This window comes from Limnobacter sp. (assembly GCF_036405155.1).
Taxonomy (GTDB): domain Bacteria; phylum Pseudomonadota; class Gammaproteobacteria; order Burkholderiales; family Burkholderiaceae_B; genus Limnobacter.
This window is the reverse complement of the sequence record NZ_DASWYD010000003.1, coordinates 202826-226655: the sequence shown is the minus strand read 5'-3', so window position 1 is coordinate 226655 and position 23830 is coordinate 202826. Positions and strand designations below refer to the sequence as shown.

Annotated in this window: 23 protein-coding genes and 1 tRNA gene; 6 read left to right on the top strand and 18 right to left on the bottom strand. The window is 56.2% G+C overall.

The features are described from left to right. Nucleotides 1–5 precede the first annotated feature (5 nt). The 3 genes from hflX to VGE55_RS03600 all read right to left on the bottom strand — a co-directional run bounded on the left by hflX (nt 6) and on the right by VGE55_RS03600 (nt 2926). Nucleotides 6–1127, bottom strand: a complete 1122-nt coding sequence (hflX, locus tag VGE55_RS03610) for a GTPase HflX (protein ID WP_331130352.1) — start codon at nt 1125–1127, stop codon at nt 6–8. Nucleotides 1128–1185: 58 nt separating this feature from the next. After that, complete coding sequence (hfq, locus tag VGE55_RS03605) at nt 1186–1419, bottom strand: RNA chaperone Hfq (protein WP_008248719.1); 234 nt, start codon at nt 1417–1419, stop codon at nt 1186–1188. A gap of 169 nt (nt 1420–1588) precedes the next feature. Further along, nucleotides 1589–2926 carry a YihY family inner membrane protein gene (locus VGE55_RS03600; RefSeq protein WP_331130351.1) on the bottom strand — a complete coding sequence of 446 codons (1338 nt, stop codon included), beginning with the start codon at nt 2924–2926 and terminating at the stop codon, nt 1589–1591. 48 nt (nt 2927–2974) lie between these two features. On the opposite strand from VGE55_RS03600, the gene wrbA reads away from it, so the two are divergent. The 3 genes from wrbA to VGE55_RS03585 are packed head-to-tail and all read left to right on the top strand — an operon-like array spanning nt 2975 to nt 5394. Then, entirely contained in the window at nt 2975–3580 is a 606-nt protein-coding gene (wrbA, locus tag VGE55_RS03595) for an NAD(P)H:quinone oxidoreductase (RefSeq protein ID WP_331130350.1), read from the top strand. Between the two features lie 3 nt (nt 3581–3583). Beyond that, nucleotides 3584–3967: a DUF2069 domain-containing protein gene (locus VGE55_RS03590; protein ID WP_331130349.1), complete on the top strand. Its 384-nt coding sequence runs from the start codon at nt 3584–3586 to the stop codon at nt 3965–3967. After that, the gene (locus VGE55_RS03585; protein WP_331130348.1) at nt 3964–5394 is read left to right on the top strand and encodes an FAD-binding oxidoreductase; all 1431 of its coding nucleotides are present in this window, start codon (nt 3964–3966) and stop codon (nt 5392–5394) included. The genes VGE55_RS03590 and VGE55_RS03585 overlap by 4 nt, the downstream gene beginning before the upstream one ends. On the opposite strand, the gene VGE55_RS03580 is transcribed toward VGE55_RS03585, so the two are convergent. From VGE55_RS03580 to VGE55_RS03525, 12 genes are all read right to left on the bottom strand, one after another. Next, a complete protein-coding gene (locus tag VGE55_RS03580) occupies nt 5388–5756 on the bottom strand; it encodes a hypothetical protein (protein WP_331130347.1) in 369 nt (122 codons plus the stop codon). The genes VGE55_RS03585 and VGE55_RS03580 overlap by 7 nt on opposite strands. Nucleotides 5757–5815: 59 nt before the next feature. Then, nucleotides 5816–6823 carry a tRNA dihydrouridine(20/20a) synthase DusA gene (dusA, locus tag VGE55_RS03575; RefSeq protein WP_331130346.1) on the bottom strand — a complete coding sequence of 336 codons (1008 nt, stop codon included), beginning with the start codon at nt 6821–6823 and terminating at the stop codon, nt 5816–5818. Further along, complete coding sequence (gene typA / locus VGE55_RS03570) at nt 6820–8640, bottom strand: translational GTPase TypA (protein WP_331130345.1); 1821 nt, start codon at nt 8638–8640, stop codon at nt 6820–6822. Before typA ends, dusA begins: the two co-directional genes overlap by 4 nt. Further along, complete coding sequence (truB, locus tag VGE55_RS03565; RefSeq protein WP_331130344.1) at nt 8637–9602, bottom strand: tRNA pseudouridine(55) synthase TruB; 966 nt, start codon at nt 9600–9602, stop codon at nt 8637–8639. The genes typA and truB overlap by 4 nt, the downstream gene beginning before the upstream one ends. A gap of 2 nt (nt 9603–9604) precedes the next feature. After that, nucleotides 9605–9976, bottom strand: a complete 372-nt coding sequence (gene rbfA, locus VGE55_RS03560; RefSeq protein ID WP_331130343.1) for a 30S ribosome-binding factor RbfA — start codon at nt 9974–9976, stop codon at nt 9605–9607. A 36-nt stretch (nt 9977–10012) separates the two neighbouring features. After that, nucleotides 10013–12844 (bottom strand): translation initiation factor IF-2, encoded by a 2832-nt coding sequence (infB, locus tag VGE55_RS03555; protein WP_331130342.1) that lies wholly within the window; start codon nt 12842–12844, stop codon nt 10013–10015. Nucleotides 12845–12941: 97 nt separating this feature from the next. Then, complete coding sequence (nusA, locus tag VGE55_RS03550; protein ID WP_331130341.1) at nt 12942–14411, bottom strand: transcription termination factor NusA; 1470 nt, start codon at nt 14409–14411, stop codon at nt 12942–12944. 10 nt (nt 14412–14421) lie between these two features. Further along, nucleotides 14422–14931 carry a ribosome maturation factor RimP gene (gene rimP / locus VGE55_RS03545; protein WP_331130340.1) on the bottom strand — a complete coding sequence of 170 codons (510 nt, stop codon included), beginning with the start codon at nt 14929–14931 and terminating at the stop codon, nt 14422–14424. 230 nt (nt 14932–15161) lie between these two features. Beyond that, nucleotides 15162–16682, bottom strand: a complete 1521-nt coding sequence (rluB, locus tag VGE55_RS03540; RefSeq protein ID WP_331130339.1) for a 23S rRNA pseudouridine(2605) synthase RluB — start codon at nt 16680–16682, stop codon at nt 15162–15164. Continuing rightward, nucleotides 16654–17268, bottom strand: coding sequence for an SMC-Scp complex subunit ScpB (gene scpB, locus VGE55_RS03535; RefSeq protein ID WP_414674948.1), 615 nt, complete (start codon nt 17266–17268; stop codon nt 16654–16656). Before scpB ends, rluB begins: the two co-directional genes overlap by 29 nt. A 466-nt stretch (nt 17269–17734) precedes the next feature. Continuing rightward, nucleotides 17735–17962 (bottom strand): DUF1289 domain-containing protein, encoded by a 228-nt coding sequence (locus tag VGE55_RS03530; RefSeq protein WP_331130338.1) that lies wholly within the window; start codon nt 17960–17962, stop codon nt 17735–17737. 12 nt (nt 17963–17974) lie between these two features. Next, nucleotides 17975–18487 (bottom strand): DUF4442 domain-containing protein, encoded by a 513-nt coding sequence (locus VGE55_RS03525; RefSeq protein ID WP_331130337.1) that lies wholly within the window; start codon nt 18485–18487, stop codon nt 17975–17977. 124 nt (nt 18488–18611) lie between these two features. Between VGE55_RS03525 and VGE55_RS03520 the strand changes: the two genes are divergently transcribed. Beyond that, a tRNA-Met gene (locus tag VGE55_RS03520) sits at nt 18612–18688 on the top strand. A gap of 124 nt (nt 18689–18812) precedes the next feature. Here VGE55_RS03520 and VGE55_RS03515 read toward each other — a convergent pair. Next, complete coding sequence (locus VGE55_RS03515) at nt 18813–19112, bottom strand: hypothetical protein (protein ID WP_331130336.1); 300 nt, start codon at nt 19110–19112, stop codon at nt 18813–18815. Nucleotides 19113–19274: 162 nt separating this feature from the next. Beyond that, on the bottom strand, nt 19275–20486 hold the full coding sequence (locus VGE55_RS03510; protein WP_331130335.1) for a hypothetical protein: 1212 nt from the start codon (nt 20484–20486) through the stop codon (nt 19275–19277). A gap of 231 nt (nt 20487–20717) precedes the next feature. Here VGE55_RS03510 and VGE55_RS03505 point away from each other — a divergent pair, with 231 nt between their 5' ends. Then, complete coding sequence (locus tag VGE55_RS03505; protein WP_331130334.1) at nt 20718–22208, top strand: sodium:solute symporter family protein; 1491 nt, start codon at nt 20718–20720, stop codon at nt 22206–22208. A 91-nt stretch (nt 22209–22299) separates the two neighbouring features. Next, a complete protein-coding gene (locus tag VGE55_RS03500; protein ID WP_331130333.1) occupies nt 22300–22929 on the top strand; it encodes a carboxymuconolactone decarboxylase family protein in 630 nt (209 codons plus the stop codon). 50 nt (nt 22930–22979) lie between these two features. Here the strand turns inward: VGE55_RS03500 and VGE55_RS03495 are convergent, their stop codons facing one another. Next, complete coding sequence (locus VGE55_RS03495; protein WP_331130332.1) at nt 22980–23756, bottom strand: putative 4-mercaptohistidine N1-methyltransferase; 777 nt, start codon at nt 23754–23756, stop codon at nt 22980–22982. Nucleotides 23757–23830: the final 74 nt, after the last annotated feature.

The following is a 23830-nucleotide window of genomic DNA, read 5'->3' as shown; positions in this document are numbered from 1 at the left end:
TTTGATCAGGCCCATTGCGGCTTGTCGGCCTCGGCACCCAAATCCCGGGTTTGAGCGTAAAACCCGGTGGCCAGTTCCGTCAAAACCTGTCTCAATTCAGTCAAGCCCAGCCCATAGCGTGCACTGACTGCGACCGACAAAATCTTACCATCCTCGTCCCGCTCCACTTCCACAGCCCGCTCGCAGGCATCGATTTTGTTCCAGACAATGATTTGGGGCACATCGGCGGCATCAATTTCCGCCAGCACCTTGTTGACCTCGGTAATCTGACTGTGACGCACAGGCGAACTCACATCGACAACATGCAACAACAGATCGGCATGCACAGTGCTCTCTAGCGTGGCCTTGAAGGCCTCCACCAGCGAATGGGACAGATCGCGGATAAAACCCACTGTGTCAGACAAGGCCATGTCGATTCGGGGTGCCAAATAAACGCGTCGGGTGGTTGTGTCCAGCGTGGCAAACAGTTGGTCGGCCGCGTAGGCCTTGTCGCTGGAGATGGCATTGAACAGGGTGCTTTTCCCGGCGTTGGTGTAGCCCACAATGGCCACAGTGAACTGCCCGCGGCGTTCTCGCTGACGACGCTGGGTTTGCCGCTGTTTCTGCAGTTTGTCCAAGCGAGTTTTCAGTTGCTTGACCTTGACGCCAATCAGACGGCGGTCGGTTTCCAACTGGGTTTCACCAGGACCGCGCATGCCAATACCGCCCTGTTGACCGGTCAGGTCAGAACGGCTACGCACCAAGCGGCTGGCGAGGTATTGAAGCTGCGCCAACTCCACTTGCAGTTTGCCCTCATGGCTTTTGGCGCGAATGGCAAAAATGTCCAGGATTAGGCCGGTGCGATCAATCACCCGCACATCCAAAGCGCTCTCGAGATTTCGTTGTTGCGCGGGGCTTAGGCCGTGGTTAAAAATCACCAACTCAATGTCATTGGCAAGGCAATAATCCCGAATTTCTTCGGCCTTACCAGACCCGATGAACAATGCAGAGTCCGGGGTGCGGCGTTTGGACGTGAAAACACCCACCACCTCTGCCCCTGCCGAGGAGGCCAACAGCGCGAGTTCGTCAATACTTTCCCGAAATTCGTCTTGGCCCAGGTCAAGGGCCACCAGTGTGCTGCGCGTCATTCAATGCCTTGAGAAATTTCGGGCAAAGCGCAGCAACACCGGACAGCGTGCAAGGTGCTTATTCTTTGACCTCGGGGGTAAACGTCACTGAGCGGCCGGGCACCACAGTGGAAATGGCATGCTTGTAAACCATTTGCGTGACTGTGTTGCGCAACAGCACAACGTACTGATCGAAGGACTCAATTTGACCCTGCAGCTTGATGCCGTTGACCAAATAAATGGACACGGGAACGTGCTCTTTGCGCAGCAGGTTGAGGAAGGGGTCTTGTAACAGTTGCCCTTTATTACTCATAACAGCTCCAGACTGTGTTGTGATTATTAAATGTCAGAGCTTTTGGCTCGTCACGCTTAGTTTACAGAAAGCATGAACGGGTGCCAAATTCAAGCCCGTATTTTGCTGGTAGTGACACCTGTTTTGGGTATTTGGTTCCACATTTGGTCAAGAAACGGTCAAAAAACGGTCAGGTGTCCGGGTTTTCGAGCCAATCGGCCAAGCGGGGGCGATCAATAAACTCGCTTTGCAGTTTCATCATGCGGGCAGTGCCCTGCGGCAAACGCTCGGCATAGTCGTCATTCAAGGTGGTGTCCAGCCACAAGGCCTTCACCACAACCGCTGCGCTAATGCGGGCTGGGTCGCAAATCAGGGCAAACCGCTCCGACCCTCGACTGTTGGCCAAAGGGCCCACCACGCCGTGCTGGATGAGCGCACTCAGGATGTGGTCCAGTTGGTCGGGCGGCACCTTGGTGAATACGCGCAACTCCTCCAGGGTCATGCCGGGCAAAGCCTGTTGGCGCGACTTTTCAAGCTCGGCCAGCACAGCCAACCCTTGGTACCAGTCCTGCCCGGGGCGAACAGCATTGTCCCAACAGCCTGTGCGGGCCACAGGCAGGGCTGCTGCGGTACTGGCCCCCAGAAGGACAATAATCCACGAAACGTAAATCCACAGCAGGAAAATGGGAAACGCCGCCAAGGCGCCATACACTGCCGTGTAGCTGGGAAAATGGGTGATGTAGGCGGCAAATGCGCGCTTGGTCACCTCAAACAACACCGAGGCCACCACGCCCCCGGCCAGCGCATCTTTCCAGTGGACCGCCCGGTTGGGCACCACCCGGTAAATAAACGCGAACGCCACAGCCGTGACCAACATGGACACCAGGCTTAGCACCGGTAACCAGCCCCCCTGGCTGGAGTCGATGCCTTTCAGGTTTTGACCGATCACCGCGGTGGACAGGCTTAGACTAAAACCAATCAACACCGGTGAAAAACTGATGACCGTCCAGTACAACACCACCTTGTTGGCCAGTGTGCGCGGCCGCTTGACGTTCCAGATTTGATTGAACACCCGGTCAACCGTGAACATGGTGGTGAGCGCTGTCAGCACCAAAAACAGCGTACCCACTGCACTTAAACCCTTGGCCTTGGCCGAGAACTGGTTCACATAGGTCAAGATGGTGTCGGCGATGTTTTCGGGAAAAAAACTTTCCAGCATGTAGCTCTGCAAGGAGGTCTGCATGCGTTCAAACATGGGAAAGGCCGTGAAAATCGCCAAGGCCACGGTGATCATCGGCACCAGTGACAACACCGTGGTAAATGTGAGGCTGGCGGCCACTTGGGGCAAATTCTGGTACTTGATGCGACTCCAAACCAAGCGCGTAAACGCCACCCACCAAGCTGGATTGACCGGTGTCAACTCGGCCTTTTTGGCCAACAAGGCCATGCGGGCGGCACCGATAAAACCGGTTTTCTTTTTGTCCAAACTCTTGAGTTCGGTTGGGGGCTTGGGCAAAGCAGCAGTCATTGGCTTCAGTACAATGGGGTCTTGAAGCCTGATGATACCCCTTTCAGCATGATCGACATATTGGTTTTGTATTACAGCCGCCACGGTGCAACCGAGCAATTGGCCCGGGAAATTGCCATGGGCATTGATTCGGTCAAAGGTGCGTGCGCCCGCATTCGCACCGTGCCGCCGGTGTCAACCACCTGCGAGGCCACAGCGCCAGACATTCCAACCGATGGTCCGCCCTATGCAGAATTGAGCGACTTGAAAGAATGCGCCGGCCTAGCCGTGGGCTCACCCACGCGGTTTGGCAACATGGCCGCAGCACTAAAATACTTCATCGACGGCACCGCTGGCGCCTGGCTGGCTGGCGACCTTGAAAACAAACCCTTTTGCGTATTCACCACCACATCCACGATGCATGGCGGCCAGGAAAGCACGCTGCTGTCCATGGCACTGCCATTCATCCACCACGGCATGTTGTGGATGGGCATTCCCTATTCCGAACAAGCGCTGAACGACACTGAAAGTGGCGGTACGCCTTATGGCGCCAGTCACCGGTCTGGCCCCAAAGGTGGCTTGCCGCTGAGCGAGCATGAACGTCAATTGGCCCGGGCTCAAGGCATGCGCCTGGCCAAAGCCGCTTTGGCCCTTCAAACGTTGAATGAAGGCTGAACCATGCTGGACATCAATACTCGACGGCAACACATGCACCGCACCGCAAGCGGACTGTTGATTGCGCTGATTGCACTGTGTGTGGTGTGGGAACTTTTTGCAGCACCCCTGCGGCCCGGTGGTTCGTGGTTGGTGCTCAAGGTATTGCCACTGCTGTTGGTTCTACCGGGCCTGCTGAAGCAACGCGTGCGCACTTACCAGGCCACATCGCTACTGCTGTGGATTTATTTTGCCGAGGGCGTGGTGCGCGCCACCTCTGACCCAGCCTGGCCGTCCCGCAGCATGGCCGTTCTGGAAGTGTTGCTGTGCCTGGGCCTGTTTGCCAGTGTCAGCCTGTATGCACGCACCTTCAAAAAGCCCAAGGTGGAGTTGAACAGCGCACCATGACCGAATTGTTGCAAGCCTTGACCAGTGCAGTGCCTGGCCTGAATATCATCACCGACCCCGATCGAATTGCTCAGGCCTGCACCGACTGGCGCAAGCGGTATGCGACCACCGCGCTGGCTGTGGTTGAACCCCACACCACGGCACAGGTAGAAGCATTGGTCAGACTATGCAGCCAACACGGCGTTGCGGTGTGCACGCAAGGCGGCAACACCGGGCTGGTGGGTGGTGCCGTGCCCGTGGCCGACGGCGCACACGCCACACGCCCCCACGTGGTGCTCAAAACCCATCGCCTGCGAGAAACCCTGACGCTGGATGAAGCGAACCTGACCCTCACCGCCAGCGCTGGATACACCCTGCATGACATTCAGGAATTTGCCGCCGCCCACGGCTTGCTGTTCCCCCTCAGCCTGGCCTCAGAAGGCACATGCACGCTGGGCGGCAATTTGGCCAGCAATGCGGGGGGCGTGGCTGTGCTGCGCTATGGCAACACCCGTGAATTGTGCCTTGGGCTGGAGTTTGTGAATGCCCAAGGCGAACGCTGTGGCGACCTTCGCGGTTTGCGCAAAAACAATACCGGTTATGACCTGCGACACTTGCTGATTGGCTCGGAAGGCACATTGGGCATAATAACGACCGCTTGCATGAAGCTTTACCCCGCCCCCAACAGCCGTTGTGTGGCCTGGCTGCACGTGCGGCACATTGACGCGGCTGTCCAGGCCTTGAACCATGTCCAGCAGCATGCCTTCAATGAGCTCACCAGTTTTGAATGGATGAACGCAGCCGCGATTGAGTTGGTGCAAACGCACTTCCCAGCGAAGGCGCCTGTGGGGCCATCAGGCTGCGACCATGTGTTGGTGGAGTTTTCCTCACTGGGTTCCGAGGATGTATTGCAGGAGCGCGTGACCAATGTGTTGGGTGAGTTGATGAACCTGAACCCGGCTGTGTTGAATGTCACCCTGGCCAAGAATGACAAAGAGGCTGAACGACTGTGGGCCCTGCGTGAAAACATTTCAGAGGCCCAGGCCAAAGAAGGCCTGAATGTGAAACACGATGTGGCTTGCCCGGTGTCAAGGCTTCCGGAGTTTCATCACCAGGCGTTGGCTGCGATGGATGAGGCAGGCTTGGCCATGCGACCCATTCTGTTTGGTCACCTGGGTGACGGAAATCTGCACTTCAACCTGTCTGCGCCCAGAGGCACGGATGCCAAGGCCTTCCTGGCGCAACACCAAGCAGCGCTCAACGACATGGTGCACACGGCCATTCAGGCCTGTGGAGGAACAGTGTCGGCTGAGCATGGCATTGGTCAACTGAAACGAGACCTGCTCAAAGAAATTACAGCAAGCCCCAATTACCGGGCTTTTCAGGCCATCAAAGCTGCACTGGACCCTCACAACCTGTTCAACCCTGGCAAGCTGGTGGATTACTGAAACAGTGGAGCCGGGGTCAGGACCACTTTTTCTGGGAGAGGTACCCCCTGTTTCAAAGCCTCGCGTTGGGTATCGGCCCAACGCAACTTATCCTGCAGGCAGGCCTTGGTTAGCTTGTCACCTCGATCCAAAATCCGGTTGATCTGATGGGCTGTTTCGAGACTGCCAAGACGATCAAACAAGCTGGATGACGCTCCATCATCCAGTTCCATCAAATGGGTGGACAACACAGAGACGGCCCGCTGAATCGCGGGTAATTCGGGAGCCGAGGAATGTGTTTGCTGGGGCTGGCTTGATACGGTGCGCGTATCACACACGACCGGCGTTGATGTACAGGCATTGGAAAACGGACTGGAAAACATGAATGTCTCTAAAGGTCTTATTTACAAGAAACCTTTAGTAACGGGATATCCGTTGAAGTTCAGGCAAATTGACTGACCTGTTGAAGTGCCTTTTCAACCACAGACCAACTGTTGGCTTTGAGCTGAGCCGCATCCGACAACACTTGGCGATACAACCTTCCGCCCGCTTGACCGTGAAACAGGCCCAACCACGATTTGGTCAGGTTTCGAATGCTTTCGCCCTGGGCCATTTCCGCTTCAACATAAGGGCGCATCGCTTGAATAACGTCCGTGCGGGAGCGATCAATGTCAGGCTCATTGAATGAGCCCGATCCAACACCAGTATGCTTTTCAATGAGTGCGTCGAAACTGGCCAGCAACCAAGGGTTGGTGTAAGCCTCGCGGCCAATCATGCAGCCGTCGGCCCATTCCAGATGCGACTCAATATCTGCCAACGTCTGAATGCCACCGTTCAGAATGATCTGCAGGTGTGGAAACAGGGTTTTGAGTTCTTTCACCACCGCATAGCGCAGGGGTGGAATTTCCCGATTTTCCTTGGGAGACAAGCCTTTGAGTACTGCATTGCGGGCATGCACAATGAAGGTTTGGCAACCCGCTTCGCTGACAGTGCCCACAAAGTCGTGAAGCTGCTGAGTACTCTCGATGTAATCCAGACCAATGCGGTGCTTCACCGTCACATCCAGTGCGCACGCATCGCGCATGGCTTTCACGCAATCGGCCACCAGTTGAGGTTCGGCCATCAGGCAGGCACCAAACGCACCTTTCTGAACACGCTCGCTGGGGCAACCACAGTTCAGGTTTAGCTCATCGTAACCCGCGGCTTCCACCCACTTGGCACACTGGGCCAAATCGTCAGGATCGCTGCCACCAATTTGAAATGCGACGGGATGTTCTACGGTGCTGTAGGCTAGAAAACGTTGTCGGTCCCCGTGAATCAGCGCACCGGTGGTGATCATCTCGGTGTACACCCAGGTGTGGCGCGATATTTCCCGGTGGAACCGCCGGCAGTGCCGGTCGGTCCAGTCGATCATGGGCGCAACGCTGAGTACCCGAGGCTTCACGATCATGCAGCTTCGCGGCTGGCCTTCTTGCGCTCGTGCTCTTTCAGGTAACGCTTGCGAATCCGGATGTTCTTGGGGGTAATTTCCACCAGTTCATCGTCAGCAATAAATTCAACCGCGTATTCCAGATTGAGCGCAATGGGCGGTACCAGGCGAACCGCTTCGTCCGTGCCGGAGGCACGCACGTTGGTCAGCTGCTTGCCCTTGATGGGGTTCACCACCAGGTCGTTATCACGGCTGTGGATACCAATCACCATGCCTTCATACAGGGCCTCACCGGGGCTCACAAACATGCGACCACGGTCTTGCAGCTTCCACAGGGCGTAAGCAACCGCGTCGCCATCGTCCTGGGAAATCAACACGCCGTTGTGGCGCTCGGCCACGCCACCTTCACGCACAGGGCCGTATTGGTCAAACACGTGGCTGATGAGGCCAGTACCGCGCGTCATGGTCATGAAGTCGCCCTGAAAACCGATCAGGCCACGGGCTGGAATTTTGTATTCCAGGCGAACACGGCCTTTACCGTCCGGCTGCATGTCCAGCAAGTCGCCCTTGCGGCGGCCCAACTCTTCCATCACAGCGCCCTGGTGGCTGTCTTCAACATCCACGGTCAGGTTCTCATAGGGTTCGCACTTCACACCGTCAATTTCCTTGTAAACCACGCGCGGGCGGGACACGGCCAGCTCATAACCTTCACGGCGCATGTTTTCCAGCAAAATGGTCAGGTGCAGCTCACCACGACCAGACACTTCAAACACCGTGTCGTCGTCGGTCTGCTTGACGCGCAAAGCCACGTTGGACTTCAGTTCGCGTTCAAGGCGGTCGCGCAGTTGGCGGCTGGTCACAAACTTGCCTTCACGGCCCGCCAAAGGCGATGTGTTCACCATGAAGTTCATGGTCAGGGTGGGTTCATCCACGCTCAACACGGGCAGTGGGTCCAGGGCGTCGGCCGCACAAATGGTGGTACCAATGCCAATTTCTTCAATGCCGTTGATCAGGCAAATATCGCCGGCTTCGGCCTGGTCCACCAAAACGCGCTCCAAGCCACGGAACTTCAACACTTGGTTGATTTTCCCGGTGAACGGAGTGCCTTCCGGGCCGTTGGCGCAAATCACTTGCTGACCAGCGCGCACGGTGCCGCGCTTGATACGGCCAATGCCGATCTTGCCCACGTAGCTGTTGTAGTCCAGCGAGGTGATCTGGAATTGCAGGGGTCCAGCGGTGTCGTCGTCCCGCACGGGCACGTACTGCAGAATCGCTTCGAACAGCGGGCGCATGGTGCCTTCGCGCACATCGGGTGTGAGGCCAGCAAAACCGTTCAAGCCCGATGCGTAAATAATCGGGAAGTCGAGTTGTTCTTCGTTGGCACCCAGCTTGTCGAACAGGTCGAAGGTTTGGTCAATGACCCAGTCTGGACGTGCGCCCGGACGGTCAATCTTGTTCACCACCACGATGGGCTTCAAACCCAGGGCCAGGGCCTTGCGGGTAACGAAACGGGTTTGCGGCATGGGGCCTTCCACGGCATCCACCAGCAGCAACACCGAATCCACCATCGACAACACACGCTCCACTTCACCGCCGAAGTCGGCGTGTCCTGGGGTGTCCACGATGTTGATGTGGGTGCCTTCGTACTCCACCGCGCAGTTCTTGGCCAGAATCGTGATGCCACGTTCCTTTTCGATGTCGTTGCTGTCCATCACCCGTTCTTCGAGCTTTTCATTCTCGCGAAAGGTGCCGGATTGGCGAAGAAGCTGGTCCACCAAGGTGGTTTTGCCATGGTCCACGTGGGCGATGATGGCGACGTTGCGTAGTGCGCGGGTCATAGTGTTACCTGAATAAGTCGTTCTGGCCTGAGCAACACGCCCTTGCCGTCGGTTTCTAAATTTCCTGTGCCCAAAAAGGTCGGTTGCCCGCCCTGGGTCGTGTTGTTCTGTACTGCATACACCCGGACGCGTCCCGGTGTTTCCCCTGCGGGTGGCAAGGCCAAACGCTGGCCATGCAAAAATCGTTTTGCCAGGTCCTGTTCCAGCATCAAGACAGGCAGACTGCTCAACAAGCTGTCGACCGGCTTTAATACAGCATCCAACTGGTCAAACTGCCCGTCCAATGACTGCAACTGCTCGACATTCAACGCCTGCCCGGTGTGCAGACCACCGATGGCTGTACGCCGCAAAGCAGTCAGGTAACCACCAGTACCCAAGGCCTTGGCAAGGTCTTCGGCCAGCGTGCGAACATAAGTTCCTTTACTGCAGCACACGGCAAAGCCCAACTCGGTGGCATCCGCATGGTGCTTGAGGCACATGACATCCAGTCGATGGATGACGATCGTTCTGGCCTCGCGCTCCAGCTCAATGCCTTGGCGTGCATATTCATACAGCGGTTTTCCGTCCTTCTTCAAGGCAGAAAACATGGGCGGAGTTTGCGCCACTTCACCCAAAAATTGTTGGCAAACCCCTCGAACTTCCATCTCGGTCAGTTTTGCCGGGTCTACACCGTCCACAGGGGTGATTTGCCCCTCCGCGTCGCCCGTCGTGCTCACAAAACCCAAGCGGACGGTGGCCTCGTAGGTTTTGTCTGCATCAATCAGGTCTGCCGCGAATTTGGTGGCTTCACCAAACATCAGCGGCAATAATCCACTGGCCAATGGGTCGAGCGTACCGGTGTGGCCGGTTTTTTCAGCCCGATACAAGCGTTTGATCTGTTGCAAGGCCTGGTTGGACGACAACCCGGTGGCTTTGTCGAACAGCAGCACGCCCGACACCGGACGACGGCTGGCTTTCACCATGGTCAGGCCGAGCCCTCTCCGCTGTCCTTCAACACACGGTCAATCAATTGGGACATTTCGGCGCCCCGCTCCACCGACACATCGTGCTTGAACCGCAAGGTCGGCACGGTGTGGATGTGCATTTTCTTGAAAATCAGGTTACGCAGGTAACCCGCAGCCTCATTCAAGGCTTTTTCACTGTCTTCGGCGCTGCCGGTGAGGACTGAAAAGTACACGGTGGCATACGCATAGTCGGGCGTGAGCTCGATGTCCGTCAGAGTCACAAAACCCAGACGAGGATCCCGCAACTCCCGGGGAATCAACTCGGCCAGGTCTTTCTGAATTTGCTCAGCCACGCGAATACCGCGGGCTGGTGCTTTCTTTTTGTGACGCATACGTTCTCTCGATGCCCTGTCTGCAAGCCTTGCGGCTTACAGGGTACGGGCCACTTCCTTCACTTCAAAGGCTTCCAGAATGTCGCCGACCTTGATGTCGTCGTAGTTGGCCAACTGCAGACCACATTCAAAACCTTGACGCACTTCTTTGGCATCGTCCTTGAAACGCTTGAGCGAGGCCAGTTGACCTGTCCAGATGACCACGTTGTCGCGCAGGAGGCGGATGCCGGCACCGCGACGCACCAAGCCTTCGGTAACCATACAACCCGCCACGGCACCCACTTTGGAAATTTTGTAGACCTCGCGGATTTCCACGTTGCCGATGATTTCCTCTTTCTTGTCCGGGGTCAGCATGCCGGTCATGGCCGCCTTGATTTCGTCCACAGCGTCATAAATGATGTTGTAGTAGCGAATGTCCACACCGTTGTTCTCAGCGGTTTTGCGGGCACCTTGGTCAGCACGGGTGTTAAAGCCGATGATGACCGCCTTGGATGCAACCGCCAGGTTCACGTCGGATTCGCTGATACCACCCACGGCCGCGTGAACGATTTGGACCTTCACCTCGTCGGTGGAGAGCTTCAACAGCGCATGGGCCAGGGCTTCCTGAGAACCCTGAACATCGGACTTCAACACGATGGCCAGTGACTTGACTTCGCCCTCGGTCATTTGCTCGAACATGTTTTCGAGCTTGGCAGCCTGCTGTTTGGCCAGCTTCACATCGCGGAACTTGCCCTGGCGGAACAAGGCAATTTCACGGGCCTTGCGTTCATCGGGCAATACCATGACCTCTTCACCAGCGGCGGGAACGTCGCTCAAACCCTGAATTTCAACGGGAATGGAAGGGCCTGCGCTGTCGATGGAGCGGGCATTTTCGTCCAACATGGCGCGAACACGGCCGTAGACGGAACCTGCCAGAACCACATCACCCTTCTTGAGGGTACCGCTCTGAATCAACACAGTGGCCACAGGGCCGCGACCCTTGTCCAGACGGGATTCAACCACCAAGCCTTTGGCCGGTGAGTCCACGGCTGCTTTCAATTCCAGCACTTCGGCCTGCAACAGGACGTTTTCCAGCAAGTCATCAATGCCCTGGCCAGTTTTGGCAGACACAGCAATCATGGGTGACTCGCCACCGTATTCTTCCGGCACCACTTCATGGGTAATCAGTTCTTGCTTCAGGCGCTCTGGGTTGGCATCGGGCTTGTCGATTTTGTTCATGGCCACCACCAACGGTACACCAGCCGCCTTGGCGTGGTGAATCGCTTCAATGGTTTGTGGCATCACGCCGTCATCGGCCGCTACCACCAAAATCACAATGTCGGTCGCCTTGGCACCACGGGCACGCATGGCGGTAAAGGCCTCGTGACCTGGGGTGTCCAGGAAGGTGATCATGCCGCGCGGTGTTTCCACATGGTAGGCACCAATGTGCTGGGTAATGCCGCCTGCTTCGCCAGAAGCAACCTTGGTGCGGCGGATGTAGTCCAGCAGCGATGTTTTACCGTGGTCCACGTGACCCATCACGGTCACCACTGGAGCGCGAGGCAACAGTTCAGCCTCGGCGTGGTCAGTGCCCATTTCGTCGATCAGGGCTTCCGGGTCATCCAGCTTGGCAGCAATCGCCTTGTGGCCCAGTTCTTCGGTCACGATCATCGCTGTGTCTTGGTCCAGCACCTGGTTGATGGTCACCATCTGGCCCATTTTCATCAGGCACTTGATGACTTCAGCCGCTTTCAAGCTCATCTTGTGGGCCAATTCGCCCACAGTGATGGTCTCGGGCACATGCACTTCCTTCACCACGGGTTCAGTGGGTTGGTTGAAGTTGCTGGACTGGTCCTGCTGGTGACGGCTGTTCTTGCCTTTGGGGCCTTTCCAGGCGGCTGCACCACCACGCCCCAGGCTGGTGGTGTCACCGCGGGTTTTCAAACCTCCGCCACGGCGCTTGCCCACTTCTTCCTTGGCGACCAAGGTGCGGGTGCCTTTCCGGTTGCGATCATCATCGCCGCCAGCATCAGCGGCTTTTTCAGGCTTTTTGATGGTTTTTGCGGGTTCTACAGCCGCGGGAGCGGCCTCTTCCGGCGCTTTCATCACGCGGGCGGGCTGTTGCATCATGCGGTTAATGGCTGCAACTTCAGCTTCGGCCGCACGACGGGCACGTTCTTGCTGTGCACTGGCCTGCGCGGCAGCCTCAGCGGCTTTTTTGGCTTTCTGTTCGGCCTCCAGGGCTTCCGCGGCACGCTTTTCGAGGGCTTTGGCTTGCTCGGCTTTGGCTGCCAAGGCAGCTTCGTCTGCGCTGGCATCGGCATCGGCTGTGTCAGCGGCAGCGGTTTCCTGCTGGGCCTTTTCAGCGGCTTCGTGTGCCAGGCGTTCTTCTTCGGCACGCTGACGGGCTTCTTCCTGAAGCTTCAATTCACGCTCGCGCTCCTGCTCAAGGCGAGCCTGTTTTTCTTTCAGCTCAGCCTCCTGGCGTGCCAGCAACTCGGCTTGGCGCTTGGCCTCAGCCTCACGACGGGCTTGTTCGGCCGCGTCGATCATGGGCTCGGCAGCCGCCTCGGTACCTTCGCCGGGAACACCGTCGCGCTGAACAAACACGCGCTTTTTACGAACTTCAACCTGTACCGTGCGCGCACGACCACCCGGACCCGCTTGCTTGATTTCGCTGGTCTGTTTTCGAGTGATAGTGATCTTTTTCTGGCCACCTGCAGAACCGTGGGCCTTGCGCAGGCTGTCGAGCAGCATGCTTTTGTCGGCCTCAGTGACTGCATCGGACTCGGATGCTTTGTTCACACCTGCAGACTTCAACTGCTCCAGCAATACATCGGCTGGCATTTTCAATTCGGCTGCAAACTGTGCAACGGTGGTACTGGTCATCTACGCTTTTCCTTCAAATTCCCTTTGCCAATCACGCACCGCCTTGTGGACGGCGCAGACAGTTCTCGCAGTGCCTTGGGTGCGAGCCCCCTTCCGTTCAGTTAAACCAGTGCGCTCGGGCCTTCATGATCAGGTCTCGTGCACGCTCGTCGGATACACCAGTCATTTCCATGAGCTCGTCCACAGCCAATTCCGCCAGGCTGTCCCGATCGGAAATACTGTGTTCAGCCAGCTTGGCGATCAGTTCCGCGTCCATGCCTTCGAGGGATGCCAAATCAGCAGCACCTTCCACCATTTCTTCGCGGGCGATGGCCTCCGTCAACAGCGCATTGCGGGCGCGTGTACGCAGCTCCTCAACGGTTTCCTCATCGAACGCTTCAATGTCCAGCATTTCAGCCAAAGGCACGTAGGCCACTTCTTCCAGGCCGGTGAAACCCTCTTCAATCAGAATATTGGCCACTTCTTCATCCACGTCCAGCTTGGACGTGAAGAGTTCACGCAGTTTTCCGATTTCTTCCTCGGAGCGTTTGGCGGACTCTTCGGGGGTCATGATGTTGATCTGCCAACCGGTCAGGTCAGAGGCCAAGCGAACGTTCTGCCCACTGCGACCAATGGCCTGGGCCAACTCGGCTTCATCCACCACCACTTCCATCACGTGTTGGTCTTCATCCACCACAATGGACTGCACGGTGGCTGGAGACAAGGCACCAATCACAAACTGGGCTGGGTCTTCGGACCACAACACGATGTCCACACGCTCGCCACCCAACTCCTGGGTTACAGCCTGAACACGGGAACCCCGCACACCCACGCAGGTGCCAATGGGGTCGATGCGGCGGTCATGGGCCAGCACAGCAATTTTTGCGCGCATGCCAGGGTCGCGGGCTGCCGCCTTAATCTCCAGGTTGCCCTGTTCAATTTCAGGCACTTCCATCGCAAACAATGCCTTGATGAACTCGGGTGAAGTGCGGGACAGAATGACTTGCTGACCACGCGCATTGCGGTCCACTTTCCACAGGTAAGCACGCACGCGATCACCTGGACGCAGACTTTCGCGGGGAATCATCTGGTCGCGAGGCAGGCGGGCCTCAATGCGGCCGCTTTCAACGATGGCGTCGCCACGTTCCATGCGCTTGACCTGACCAATCACGATTTTGTCACCGCGGTCGAGGAAGTCGTTCAGGATTTGCTCGCGCTCGGCGTCGCGAACCCGCTGCAAAATAACCTGCTTGGCCGCCTGGGCGCCAATGCGACCAAATTCGATGGGCTCGAGCTCTTCTTCGACAAACTCACCCAGTTGAATATCCGGATTTTGTTCGCTGGCGCGCTCCAACAGCACTTGGTAGGCGGGATCATAAAAATCTTCCTCGCTGACCACTTCCCAGCGGCGGAACGATTCATAGTCGCCCGTGACCCGGTCAATCGACACGCGCACGTCCACTTCTTCGTCGAAGCGTTTTTTGGTCGCAGAGGCCAAAGCCAATTCAAGCGCACCGAAAACAATGTCTTTGTCCACATTCTTTTCACGCGCCAGGGCGTCAACCAACAAAAGCAACTCACGGCTCATCACAGGGCTCCTAAAACTTGAGATGGGGGACCAAACGGGCACCGGCCAGATCGGCGATTTCGAAGTCGAGCAGATAGGGCTGGGCTTTCTTGCCTTCGGGCGTGACCAGCAGGCCCCAGGCTGTTTTTTCCCCTTTCTGCAGCAACCCTTTGAACTGCTTCTGGTTGTCGATGGCGCGCTTGAATTTCAAGGACACCTCTTCACCCAGAAAACGGTTGAAATCGCGCACACGGCGCAACACCCGATCGACACCTGGGGAAGAAATCTCCAGGCGCTCATAATTCACGTTCTCAACAGTGAACAAGTGACTGAGCTGGTGACTGACCTTTTCGCAATCTTCAACGGAAATACCATCAGCGGAGTCGATCATGATGCGCAAAAGGCCATTGCCCTCGCGTTCAATGTCTGCAATTTCAAGACCCAGCGAGACGATCACCGCCTCTGCTTGGTCGACCCAGGCCTCGGACCACACGCCCGACCAGGTATTGCCGACAAATTCTTCCGGATTAATGACACCCATTGCTTTCCCAGTGCACTCACTATTTCGTTGGCAGGCAACTCACTTTGAGCGGCACAAACCCTCGTTCAACAGTTTGATTCAAATCGCAAAACCAAAAAAAAATGGGCTGAAAAGCCCACTTCATTTGAGACACCCATTGTTGTGTTGGGGCTCAGGCAGTCCAAAATTGTAATGGAAACCGCCTTAATTTTCAAGCATTTTCGCTGGTTTGGCCCCAGCGATCGGCGTTCTCAGCCTGCCATGGGAGGACGCTTGCGTCGGCGCTGACCACCACGGGCATCACCATTGCCGGACGAACCGCCAGCCACATTACCCGCTGCATTGCCCGAGCGGTTACCTGAACCGCCGCCACCAAAGCCAGCCGAGGCTGGCTTGCCGCCCCGCTTGGGCCCAGCCGATGCTGATTTGTTGCCATTGGGTGCACTATTGCCGTTGGGCGCACGATTTCCGTTCACATTGCCATTGGTATTGCCGTTTGCGTTGCCGAAACCGGCTCGATTGGCGCCAGGACGGCCTGCATTGCCACCAGAGCGACCCACACGGCCACCATTGGCACCCCGCATACCGGCTGTGGCGCTGGACAAGAGGTTGGAGTTGGAGCGGGATGCAGCTGCATCGGCACCCGACACCGTGAGGTAATTTTTGGGTTGAGAAATGGCCAAACCGGGATCAATCAGCGGTTGCTGGCTGCGGCGCTTGCCGTTTCGACCCTGCTGGTTTTTGATGTCACGGCGCACGGCACCTTCTTTGGCAGACTCGTCCACTTTCAGGCCCAAGGACTGGACCCAGGACATGGCTTCCAAAGCCTCCATTTCCATCCACTTGCCCCGCTTCAGCGTGGACGGCATGAGGATGTCGCCAAACCGCGTGCGAATGAGGCGACTCACGGTGAGGTTCAATGCCTCGAACATGCGACGCACTTCACGGTTGCGCCCTTCTTTCAGGCCAACACGGTACCAACGGTTGACACCTTCGCCGCCGGCCGGCTCGACATACAGAAATTGTGCAGGACCATCGTCCAGCGTGATGCCATCCAGCAACTGCTGACGCTGCTCATCGGACAACTCACCCAGAATGCGCACAGCGTATTCACGCTGAACCTCATAGCGGGGGTGCATCAGCCGGTTGGCCAACTCGCCAGAGCTGGTGAAGAGCAACAGACCTTCGGTGTTGAAGTCCAGGCGCCCAACCGCCAGCCACTTGGCATTGGAAATTTTTGGCAGGCGCTGGAAGACCGTTGGGCGACCTTGCGGGTCGTCCATGGACACAATTTCACCGGCTGGCTTGTGGTAGATCAACACTCGGGGAGGTCTGGACTTGTTTTTGCGCTGAACCATTTTGCCGTTCACGCGGACCATGTCGGTGGGTAGAACACGCTGGCCGAGGTGTGCAGGCTCACCGTTGACCGATACCCGACCAGCCGTGATCAATTCTTCCATTTCGCGGCGGGAGCCCATGCCACTGTCGGCCAAGACTTTGTGCAACTTGGGGGCCAACTCGGGATCCAGCCTGACGTTCAGTTTGCTGCGGTTTTTTCCGGCCTTGGACTCAAAACCTGCTTTCAAGCCCTCGACCTGGCTCAACACCTCGGCCCATTCCGGTTCATTGTCCTGGGCAATGGCAGGGGCTGCCTCCATTGGTGCATCCTGCACCTCCAAAGGCATGCGCTCAGCTTGCTCGGAAGGCTCTGCTCCCTCCAACCAGGCGGGCTTGGTGGTGGGGTCAGCCTTCTTGCGTCGTGGTGTTCTCATCATCGTTTTCTGTGGTGGGGCCATCGCCTTCAAAGGGAATGACTTTTTGCAATTCATCGGCCATCAACTGGTCTTTTTCACTGTCCAGTGGTGGTAGGTCGGCCAGGCTCATCAAATTCAGGTCGGCCAAAAACTGGCTGGTGGTACCCCACAGCGCGGGGCGTCCAGGTGCGTCTCGATGGCCAATTGCCTCGATCCAGCCGCGGTCTTCCAAGGCTTTCATGACCTGCGAAGACACCGTGACCCCCCGGATGGATTCGATATCACCCCGGGTCACGGGTTGCTTGTAGGCAATGATGGCCAAGGTCTCGAGTGTTGCCCGGGAATATTTGGGCGGTTTCTCGGGATTCATCATCTCGAGATAACGCTTCACGTCATCTCGGGTTTGAAAGCGCCACCCTGTTTTGAGTTGAACCAATTCAAGGCCACGGTGAGTCCAGTCCCGGCGCAAGTCCTCCAGCAGGGTATTGAGGACGGCATTGTCCAGCGTGTCTTCAAACAGGCGTGACAATTCTTTCAGGGCGATGGGCTCTACTGCACACAGCAATGCCGCTTCTAATATGTTTTTAGCGCGCTGGGGATCCATCCACGCGGACTCTCTTCAAGATAGATTGTGAACCAAAGGTTGGGAAACACTGCCGGGTGACCCGACCGCCGGGGAAGTAAAGGTGCGGAAGGGGAGCGCTTTGATAATTCTTGCTGCGCTGCTGGGCATTTAAAACCGATGGCGCATTGTAACCACGTTATGAGCCGAGTAGCAACAGGGATGTTGGACTGGCCCCCATGCAAAAAAATGCGGCGCCTGCACAAGGCTGGCACCGCGGTCTGAAAAGCCCCGACAGGACTGGAGACCTCTTTAGTGTATGACTGCATGCGCGCCAACACATCCCCAATTGGCGGTAACAGTTATCCACACAAAGCGGGGAAAACGTTCTTCATTTTTTGTGGATAAGAATTTCAGTCGATTGATTTCGCGGTGTTTTTACTAACTTGATTAAAAACTGAGCAACACCTCTAACCCCTTGAAGTGGGTGGAACACCCAGCCGTCAACTCAATTTTTTTGCCAGCGATAACCCACGCCCGCGGCTTGAATGCGAGCCCAAACCGCTTCTTTCTCTTGGTCTGACTTGAACAGCCACCCATCCACCTCGTCGAGCGTTCGACCGCACCCCATGCAGACATCGTCGCCGAGGTTGGTGGAACAGAAACCGACACAGGGGGTGTCGGCCTCGGGCCAAACAGGGAGGTGGGCGTACTCGGAAGAATTTGACTGCGACATGTTCAAACCCCGTTATGAGCGGTTATTGGAAGATGGATGACCCGGTCTGAACTCGGGTTTAAGCCGAATGTACAAAACCTTTTGAACCTCGGCCACCACGCTGCCATCGGCATGGGTGATTTGGGCGTGGAAAGTGTACAACACCTTCCGACCATCAGCGGCTTGCGCCGCGATCTCACTCAGCTGGGCCTCAGTGATTTCGTAGACGCCACGCACCAGGCCTTTGCCCGGTGCCACAAACCGAATGGTGGCCTCTTGATCCCACACGAGGTAGCGATTGCCCAACCGCTGCATCAGCAACAACATGTAAAACGGGTCCGCCATGGCATACAGTGAGCCACCAAACTGAGTACCCACTGCGTTTTTGTTGCGGCGGGTGAGCGGCATTTCAACCACCAGGCGAGAATAATCGGGTGCGATGTCTTTCACGCGAATGCTCGCGCCCCGCAAAGGCGCATACAGATTCATGAGGTGCTTGAGCACCACCGGGGACATCAGGGTTTTCTTGAGCGCTGAACGAAGCACGATAAAAATTTTTTGTGGAAAAGATTCAAGAGGATAGCGGACTTGAGCAGGGATTTATTCACATTTCCGGACATGTGCACTTGCAACAAACTTGGAAACGCGCTATAGTTTCGTTCTCAACAGACGCGGGGTGGAGCAGTCTGGCAGCTCGTCGGGCTCATAACCCGAAGGTCGTAGGTTCAAATCCTGCCCCCGCAACCAAATACGAAAAAGCCCGGTTTTAAACCGGGCTTTTTTATTGTTCTGCGGCAACACGCTTCATTACTGCTGTGGAATTTGATTGGCCAAGACATGGGGAACTGCAAGTTATTCCCAAAAACCGGCGTCAATTGCAGCCTTTGATGACTAAAAGCTGCCGCAGTGCTTCCTGCCGCTTTGAAACCCCTTGTTGGTGAACTGCAGCCTGCGCCTGCGCATTCTCTGTCTGCGCGGTGCTCAACGCGTTGGACTTGTTGGTCTCTTGGTATATGCTGGCCATCGAAGGGTCAACCACGCTACCCACGGCGGTCAGCGCCGTTGAAAAAACATCCAATGTGCGCATGAACGATGCCTGATCTTCCATATACGCGTTCATCTCCGTGTGGTGCCGTTGCCAAGCTGTGACTGTCTCCAACTCGGCACGCATTTGGGGACAACCCATACCCGCATACGTCTCAATCGATCCCATTTGAGTAGATGGTGGAGGTGGCGCCGTGGCACAGCCAGCAATAACGGCTGACGCAATCGGCATAAGTCGACAGAAAAATTTCATAGTGGATGCCGTCCTTTGGAATGGCTGGGTTCAAATTCAGTAATGACGAGTCGGCTTGCAGGCAAGGCCCGCGTTTTTACAAGCCTGCGCAGCGGCCTCATAGTCACGCGTCAAGCTGGCTCGGGTTTCTTGAGTGGATGTGCCGGGGCACTGTCTGTCCATTAGGTCGAGTGCGGTACTTTTCAGATAAAGGACTGTCTCCAGGCGAGGCTGGACTGGGGCATCGGCAGGGATACGAATTTGCGCAAGTTCCTTGCTCAGGCGGCTACAGTCGTGCCCTGAACTGACCCCACTGCTATCGCCCAGATTAACGCTGCCGTTGTTTGAAACAGATCCTGACGATTGAGGATTATCCCGACTTCGCCTGTACTGCACACCGGACGATTCCGGTGCGGTGGTCTGTGCGTCGGTTGCCTGCGCGAGGTTTTCAAGTGTGACTGTGCTACGAACCTCGCGCGCAGCACTTGAAATGCGTGCCTGCTCAGCACGGGCCGCTTCAATGATGCGCGCCAGGTCGCCAGATTCCTTTTGATAGTCAACGGCCGCTTTGTTGGTTTGCGCAACAGCCTCGCCGAGACTTTGTTCTTGGCCTAGGCGAGAACTTCGGGTCATATCCGCAACTGAGCTCACGGTATTGTTCCAGTCCTGTCGGCTTTGTTGTGCGGTTTCAGCCGACGCTCTGCGCGCAGACTGCTGCCGCTGGTATTCGGCCTGTTGATTAGCAGCTTGTTGAGCTTGGAGTTGAGTAGCACGGCGATTGTAGGCCTCTCGTTCGGCGTTGCCTTTTGCCATGTCCTGCTGGTATTTTTCAACGCGCAGGTTTTGTTGCTGCTGCTCTGAACGACGGTTCAATTCGGCCTGAATGTTGGCACGTTTTTCATCGGTGTCACGCTTGTTTTTTGCGGCGACAACACAACGTCGCGCCTCATCTTGGTGCCGGGCACCCTCATCCTCTATTTGTTTGAAGTGCGGGCGATATTTGTCATTGATGTTGACCACACAGTGCTTGTGCCAGGCAAAGGTGTTGTTGATCTGGTCGATTCTTGCAGCGCATGCATTGTATTCGGCATCTTTCTGGCTTTGAAGCGCTCGACGTCTGTTATCAAAACTCTTGTCATTGACTCCGCACGCCAATTCGTCTGCGGTCATGGCATGCGCACTTTTCGCACACGCCCCAAGCGTAACGGCAAAACAGGACACCAGCAGAAATTTGGCCACTTCCAACCGCGTTTGAAGCCCGAGGCGCATGGTGCTCCTTGTGGTATTTATTAAAAAATAGGGTGAGTATGGGGCGTGGAATATTCAGCCGAAGCCGTCGCGGAGTTGCCTAAATTTGCGCCATGTACACATTTAGTGTATGAACTGCATCCACCAGAAGTCAAGCACTGAACACTGGAAATCACGATGCGAGTTGAGTGATAATCCTGACCTTCAGGTCAGTTGCTCATTCATCGACTTCTTCATCGGATTTTGCCCATCATGCTGTTTTGGTTCGTTATCGGATACTGGGTTATCTCGGTTGCCATTGGGTTGTGGGCAGCAACACGCGTCCATAACACCAAAGATTTTGCCGTAGCTGGTCGGCATCTGCCCTTTTACATGGTCACAGCCACGGTGTTTGCCACATGGTTCGGATCAGAAACGGTGCTGGGCATACCGGCCACATTCCTAAAAGATGGGCTGAACGGCGTCGTCGCCGATCCATTTGGCTCATCCATGTGCCTCATCATCGTCGGCCTTTTTTTCGCAGCCCCACTGTACCGAATGAACCTGCTCACCATCGGTGACTATTACAAAAAGCGTTTTGGGCGTGGCGTTGAAGTGACCACCACCATTGCGGTTGTGGTGTCATACCTGGGCTGGGTTGGCGCGCAAATCACTGCGCTGGGCCTGGTGTTTAATGTGGTGTCAGGTGGCTCCATCGACAAAGTCACGGGCATGTGGATCGGCTCGGCCACCATTCTGATTTACACCTTCTTCGGCGGTATGTGGGCTGTGGCCGTCACCGACTTCATCCAGATGATCATCATCGTGATTGGGATGTTATGGATCGGTGGCGAAATTTCCGGCATGGTGGGCGGTGTGGGTGTGGTCATTGACCATGCGCGCTCGGCCGGGAAGTTCGAATTCTGGCCCAATCTGGATTTGAAAGCGATCATTGCCTTCGTGGCGGCGTGGACCACCATGATGTTCGGTTCAATACCCCAGCAAGACGTTTTCCAGCGGGTTCAATCCTCAAAGACCGAGAAGATTGCGGTGTGGGGCTCCGTGCTGGGTGGCAGCCTTTATTTTCTGTTTGCCTTCGTGCCGATGTTTCTGGCGTATTCAGCCACGCTGATTGCACCCGACATGGTCGCGTCGCTGATCAACACCGACCCACAGCTGATTTTGCCTACACTGGTCATGGATAAAGCACCGCTGTTTGCGCAAGTGATGTTCTTTGGTGCACTGCTGTCCGCCATCAAGAGTTGTGCATCGGCCACGCTGCTGGCGCCCTCCGTCACCTTCACCGAGAACATTCTTCGCCCCATGGTGGGCCAAATGACCGACCGAAAGCTGCTGCTGTCGATGCGAATCGTGACCTTGGTATTCACGGTTCTGGTGACGCTCTACGCCATCAACTCCAAAGCCAGCATCTTCAAGATGGTTGAGAACGCCTACCAGGTCACACTGGTGGTCGCGTTTGTTCCACTGACTTTGGGCTTGTTCTGGAAACGCTCGACCAACCAAGGGGCTTTGTTTTCGATTGCCTGCGGGCTAATGGTCTGGCTGCCCTTGTCCATCTTCGGCCCGGAAGACCCCTTCTGGCCACCCCAATTCGCTGGTCTGTTGGCCAGCATGCTGGGCATGCTGGTGGGCTCGCTGGCGCCGCAATGGATAAAGCACCATACCATCGACCGAGATGGCCATGCCCATCACCACGCCGCCATTGAACCCCATCACATTCCACAACACCCGCATGCCCGCTAGAACTTAACCTGCATGAATACCCTGATGGATCTTCAGAACAGGCCGGGTAGTATGAACCGGCAGTTCACAACAACGAGTTCAGGAGACATTCATGCGGGCATCCATCAAAAGCGCTTTGACCACACTGGCCATCGCACTCACCTCCGTCACAGCGTTCCAGGCGGCCCACGCAGCGCAGCGGCTTCCAAAAATTGATCCAGCCAATTACAACGACGCGCAGAAAGCCGAGGCTGAAAAGTTTTTGGAGGCCCGAAAAACACCTGTGTTTGGTCCGTTTGAACCATTGATGTACTCGCCGGACTTGATGACCCTGTCCCGCTCCATGGGGGACTACCTTCGATACAAACCGTCGATTGGAACCAAACTGAGTGAGTTGGCCATTTTGGTGACTGCCAAAAACTGGGATCAGGATTATGAATGGTATGTACACCAACCCATCGCGCTCAAAGTGGGCATTAGCCAGCAAACCACCGACGCCATTGCCAAGGGCGTGAAACCCAAGGACATGGATGCTGACCAAGCGCTGGTTTACCAGTTTGCATGGGAATTGAATCACAACAAATCAGTGTCGGACAAAACCTATGCAGCGGCCGAAGAGCGCTTTGGTCAACAGGGCGTGGTGGATTTGGCGGGCATTTGTGGGTACTACTCTTTTCTGGCCATGGAACTGAACATGGCGCAATATCCATTGCCTGCGGGTGGAAAAGGCATTCCCCGCTGACATTACGCGGAGAGCTGTGTCGATGGGCTTTGCCGATAAGGCAAAGTCCATCACCGCCGCTTCCACACAGTGACTTCACTCAGGGTGTGCTGGTGTTTCCGACGAGTTTCCCGAATCACAAACGGCACGGCTTGCGGCCCCTGAACAAGCTCAAACTGTGAGCCCAGAATGTCTTTCAAGCCATCCAGCGTGGTGTAGGACTCACCATCTTTTTTAAACCCGCCAATCCACTCGGCACGCGGTGTGTAGTCTTCCATCCAGGTGTAGGGTGACCCCAGCACCAGCAAGCCGCCCGGGTTAAGGCGTGAGGCCACATCGTCCAGGAATCGTCTAGGCGAATACAGTCGGTCAATCAGGTTGGCCGCAAGAATCAAATCAAAACCGGTGAAGTGGCCTTTCAAGTTGCAGGCATCCCCTTGCCAAAACTCGACCCGCTTGGCGGCATCGGCCAGGCCCAAGTCATCGAGGCGGCGCTCGTGGTAGCTCACCAACTCACCTTCGTCGGGCATGGTGTAGCGAACAGAACCCGTTTCCAATAGCCGTGTACCCACCTGGATCAGCATGGCCGAAAAGTCGATGCCGATCACTGTGTTGAACACCTTGGCCAATTCAAAACTGGAGCGCCCGGTGGCACAACCCAGGTCCATGGCCCTGCCGTTGCTGCCATTGCCATGGCGAATATGCGCAGCAGCAGCAAGGTCGGCCATGGCCTTGGCGAAATTGGGAACACCAAACGCCGGGTCGCCGTAATGGAACTCCGCATATTGCGACACCAGTGTGTCGTTTTCGTAGGTGGACAAGGGGTTGATGGCTGGGGCGTTGCTCATGATTTAGCGGACCTGGGTACGAAAGAATTTCAGTGTTGCGTCTGCACAGTGTAATCAAATCAACAACTCTGCAC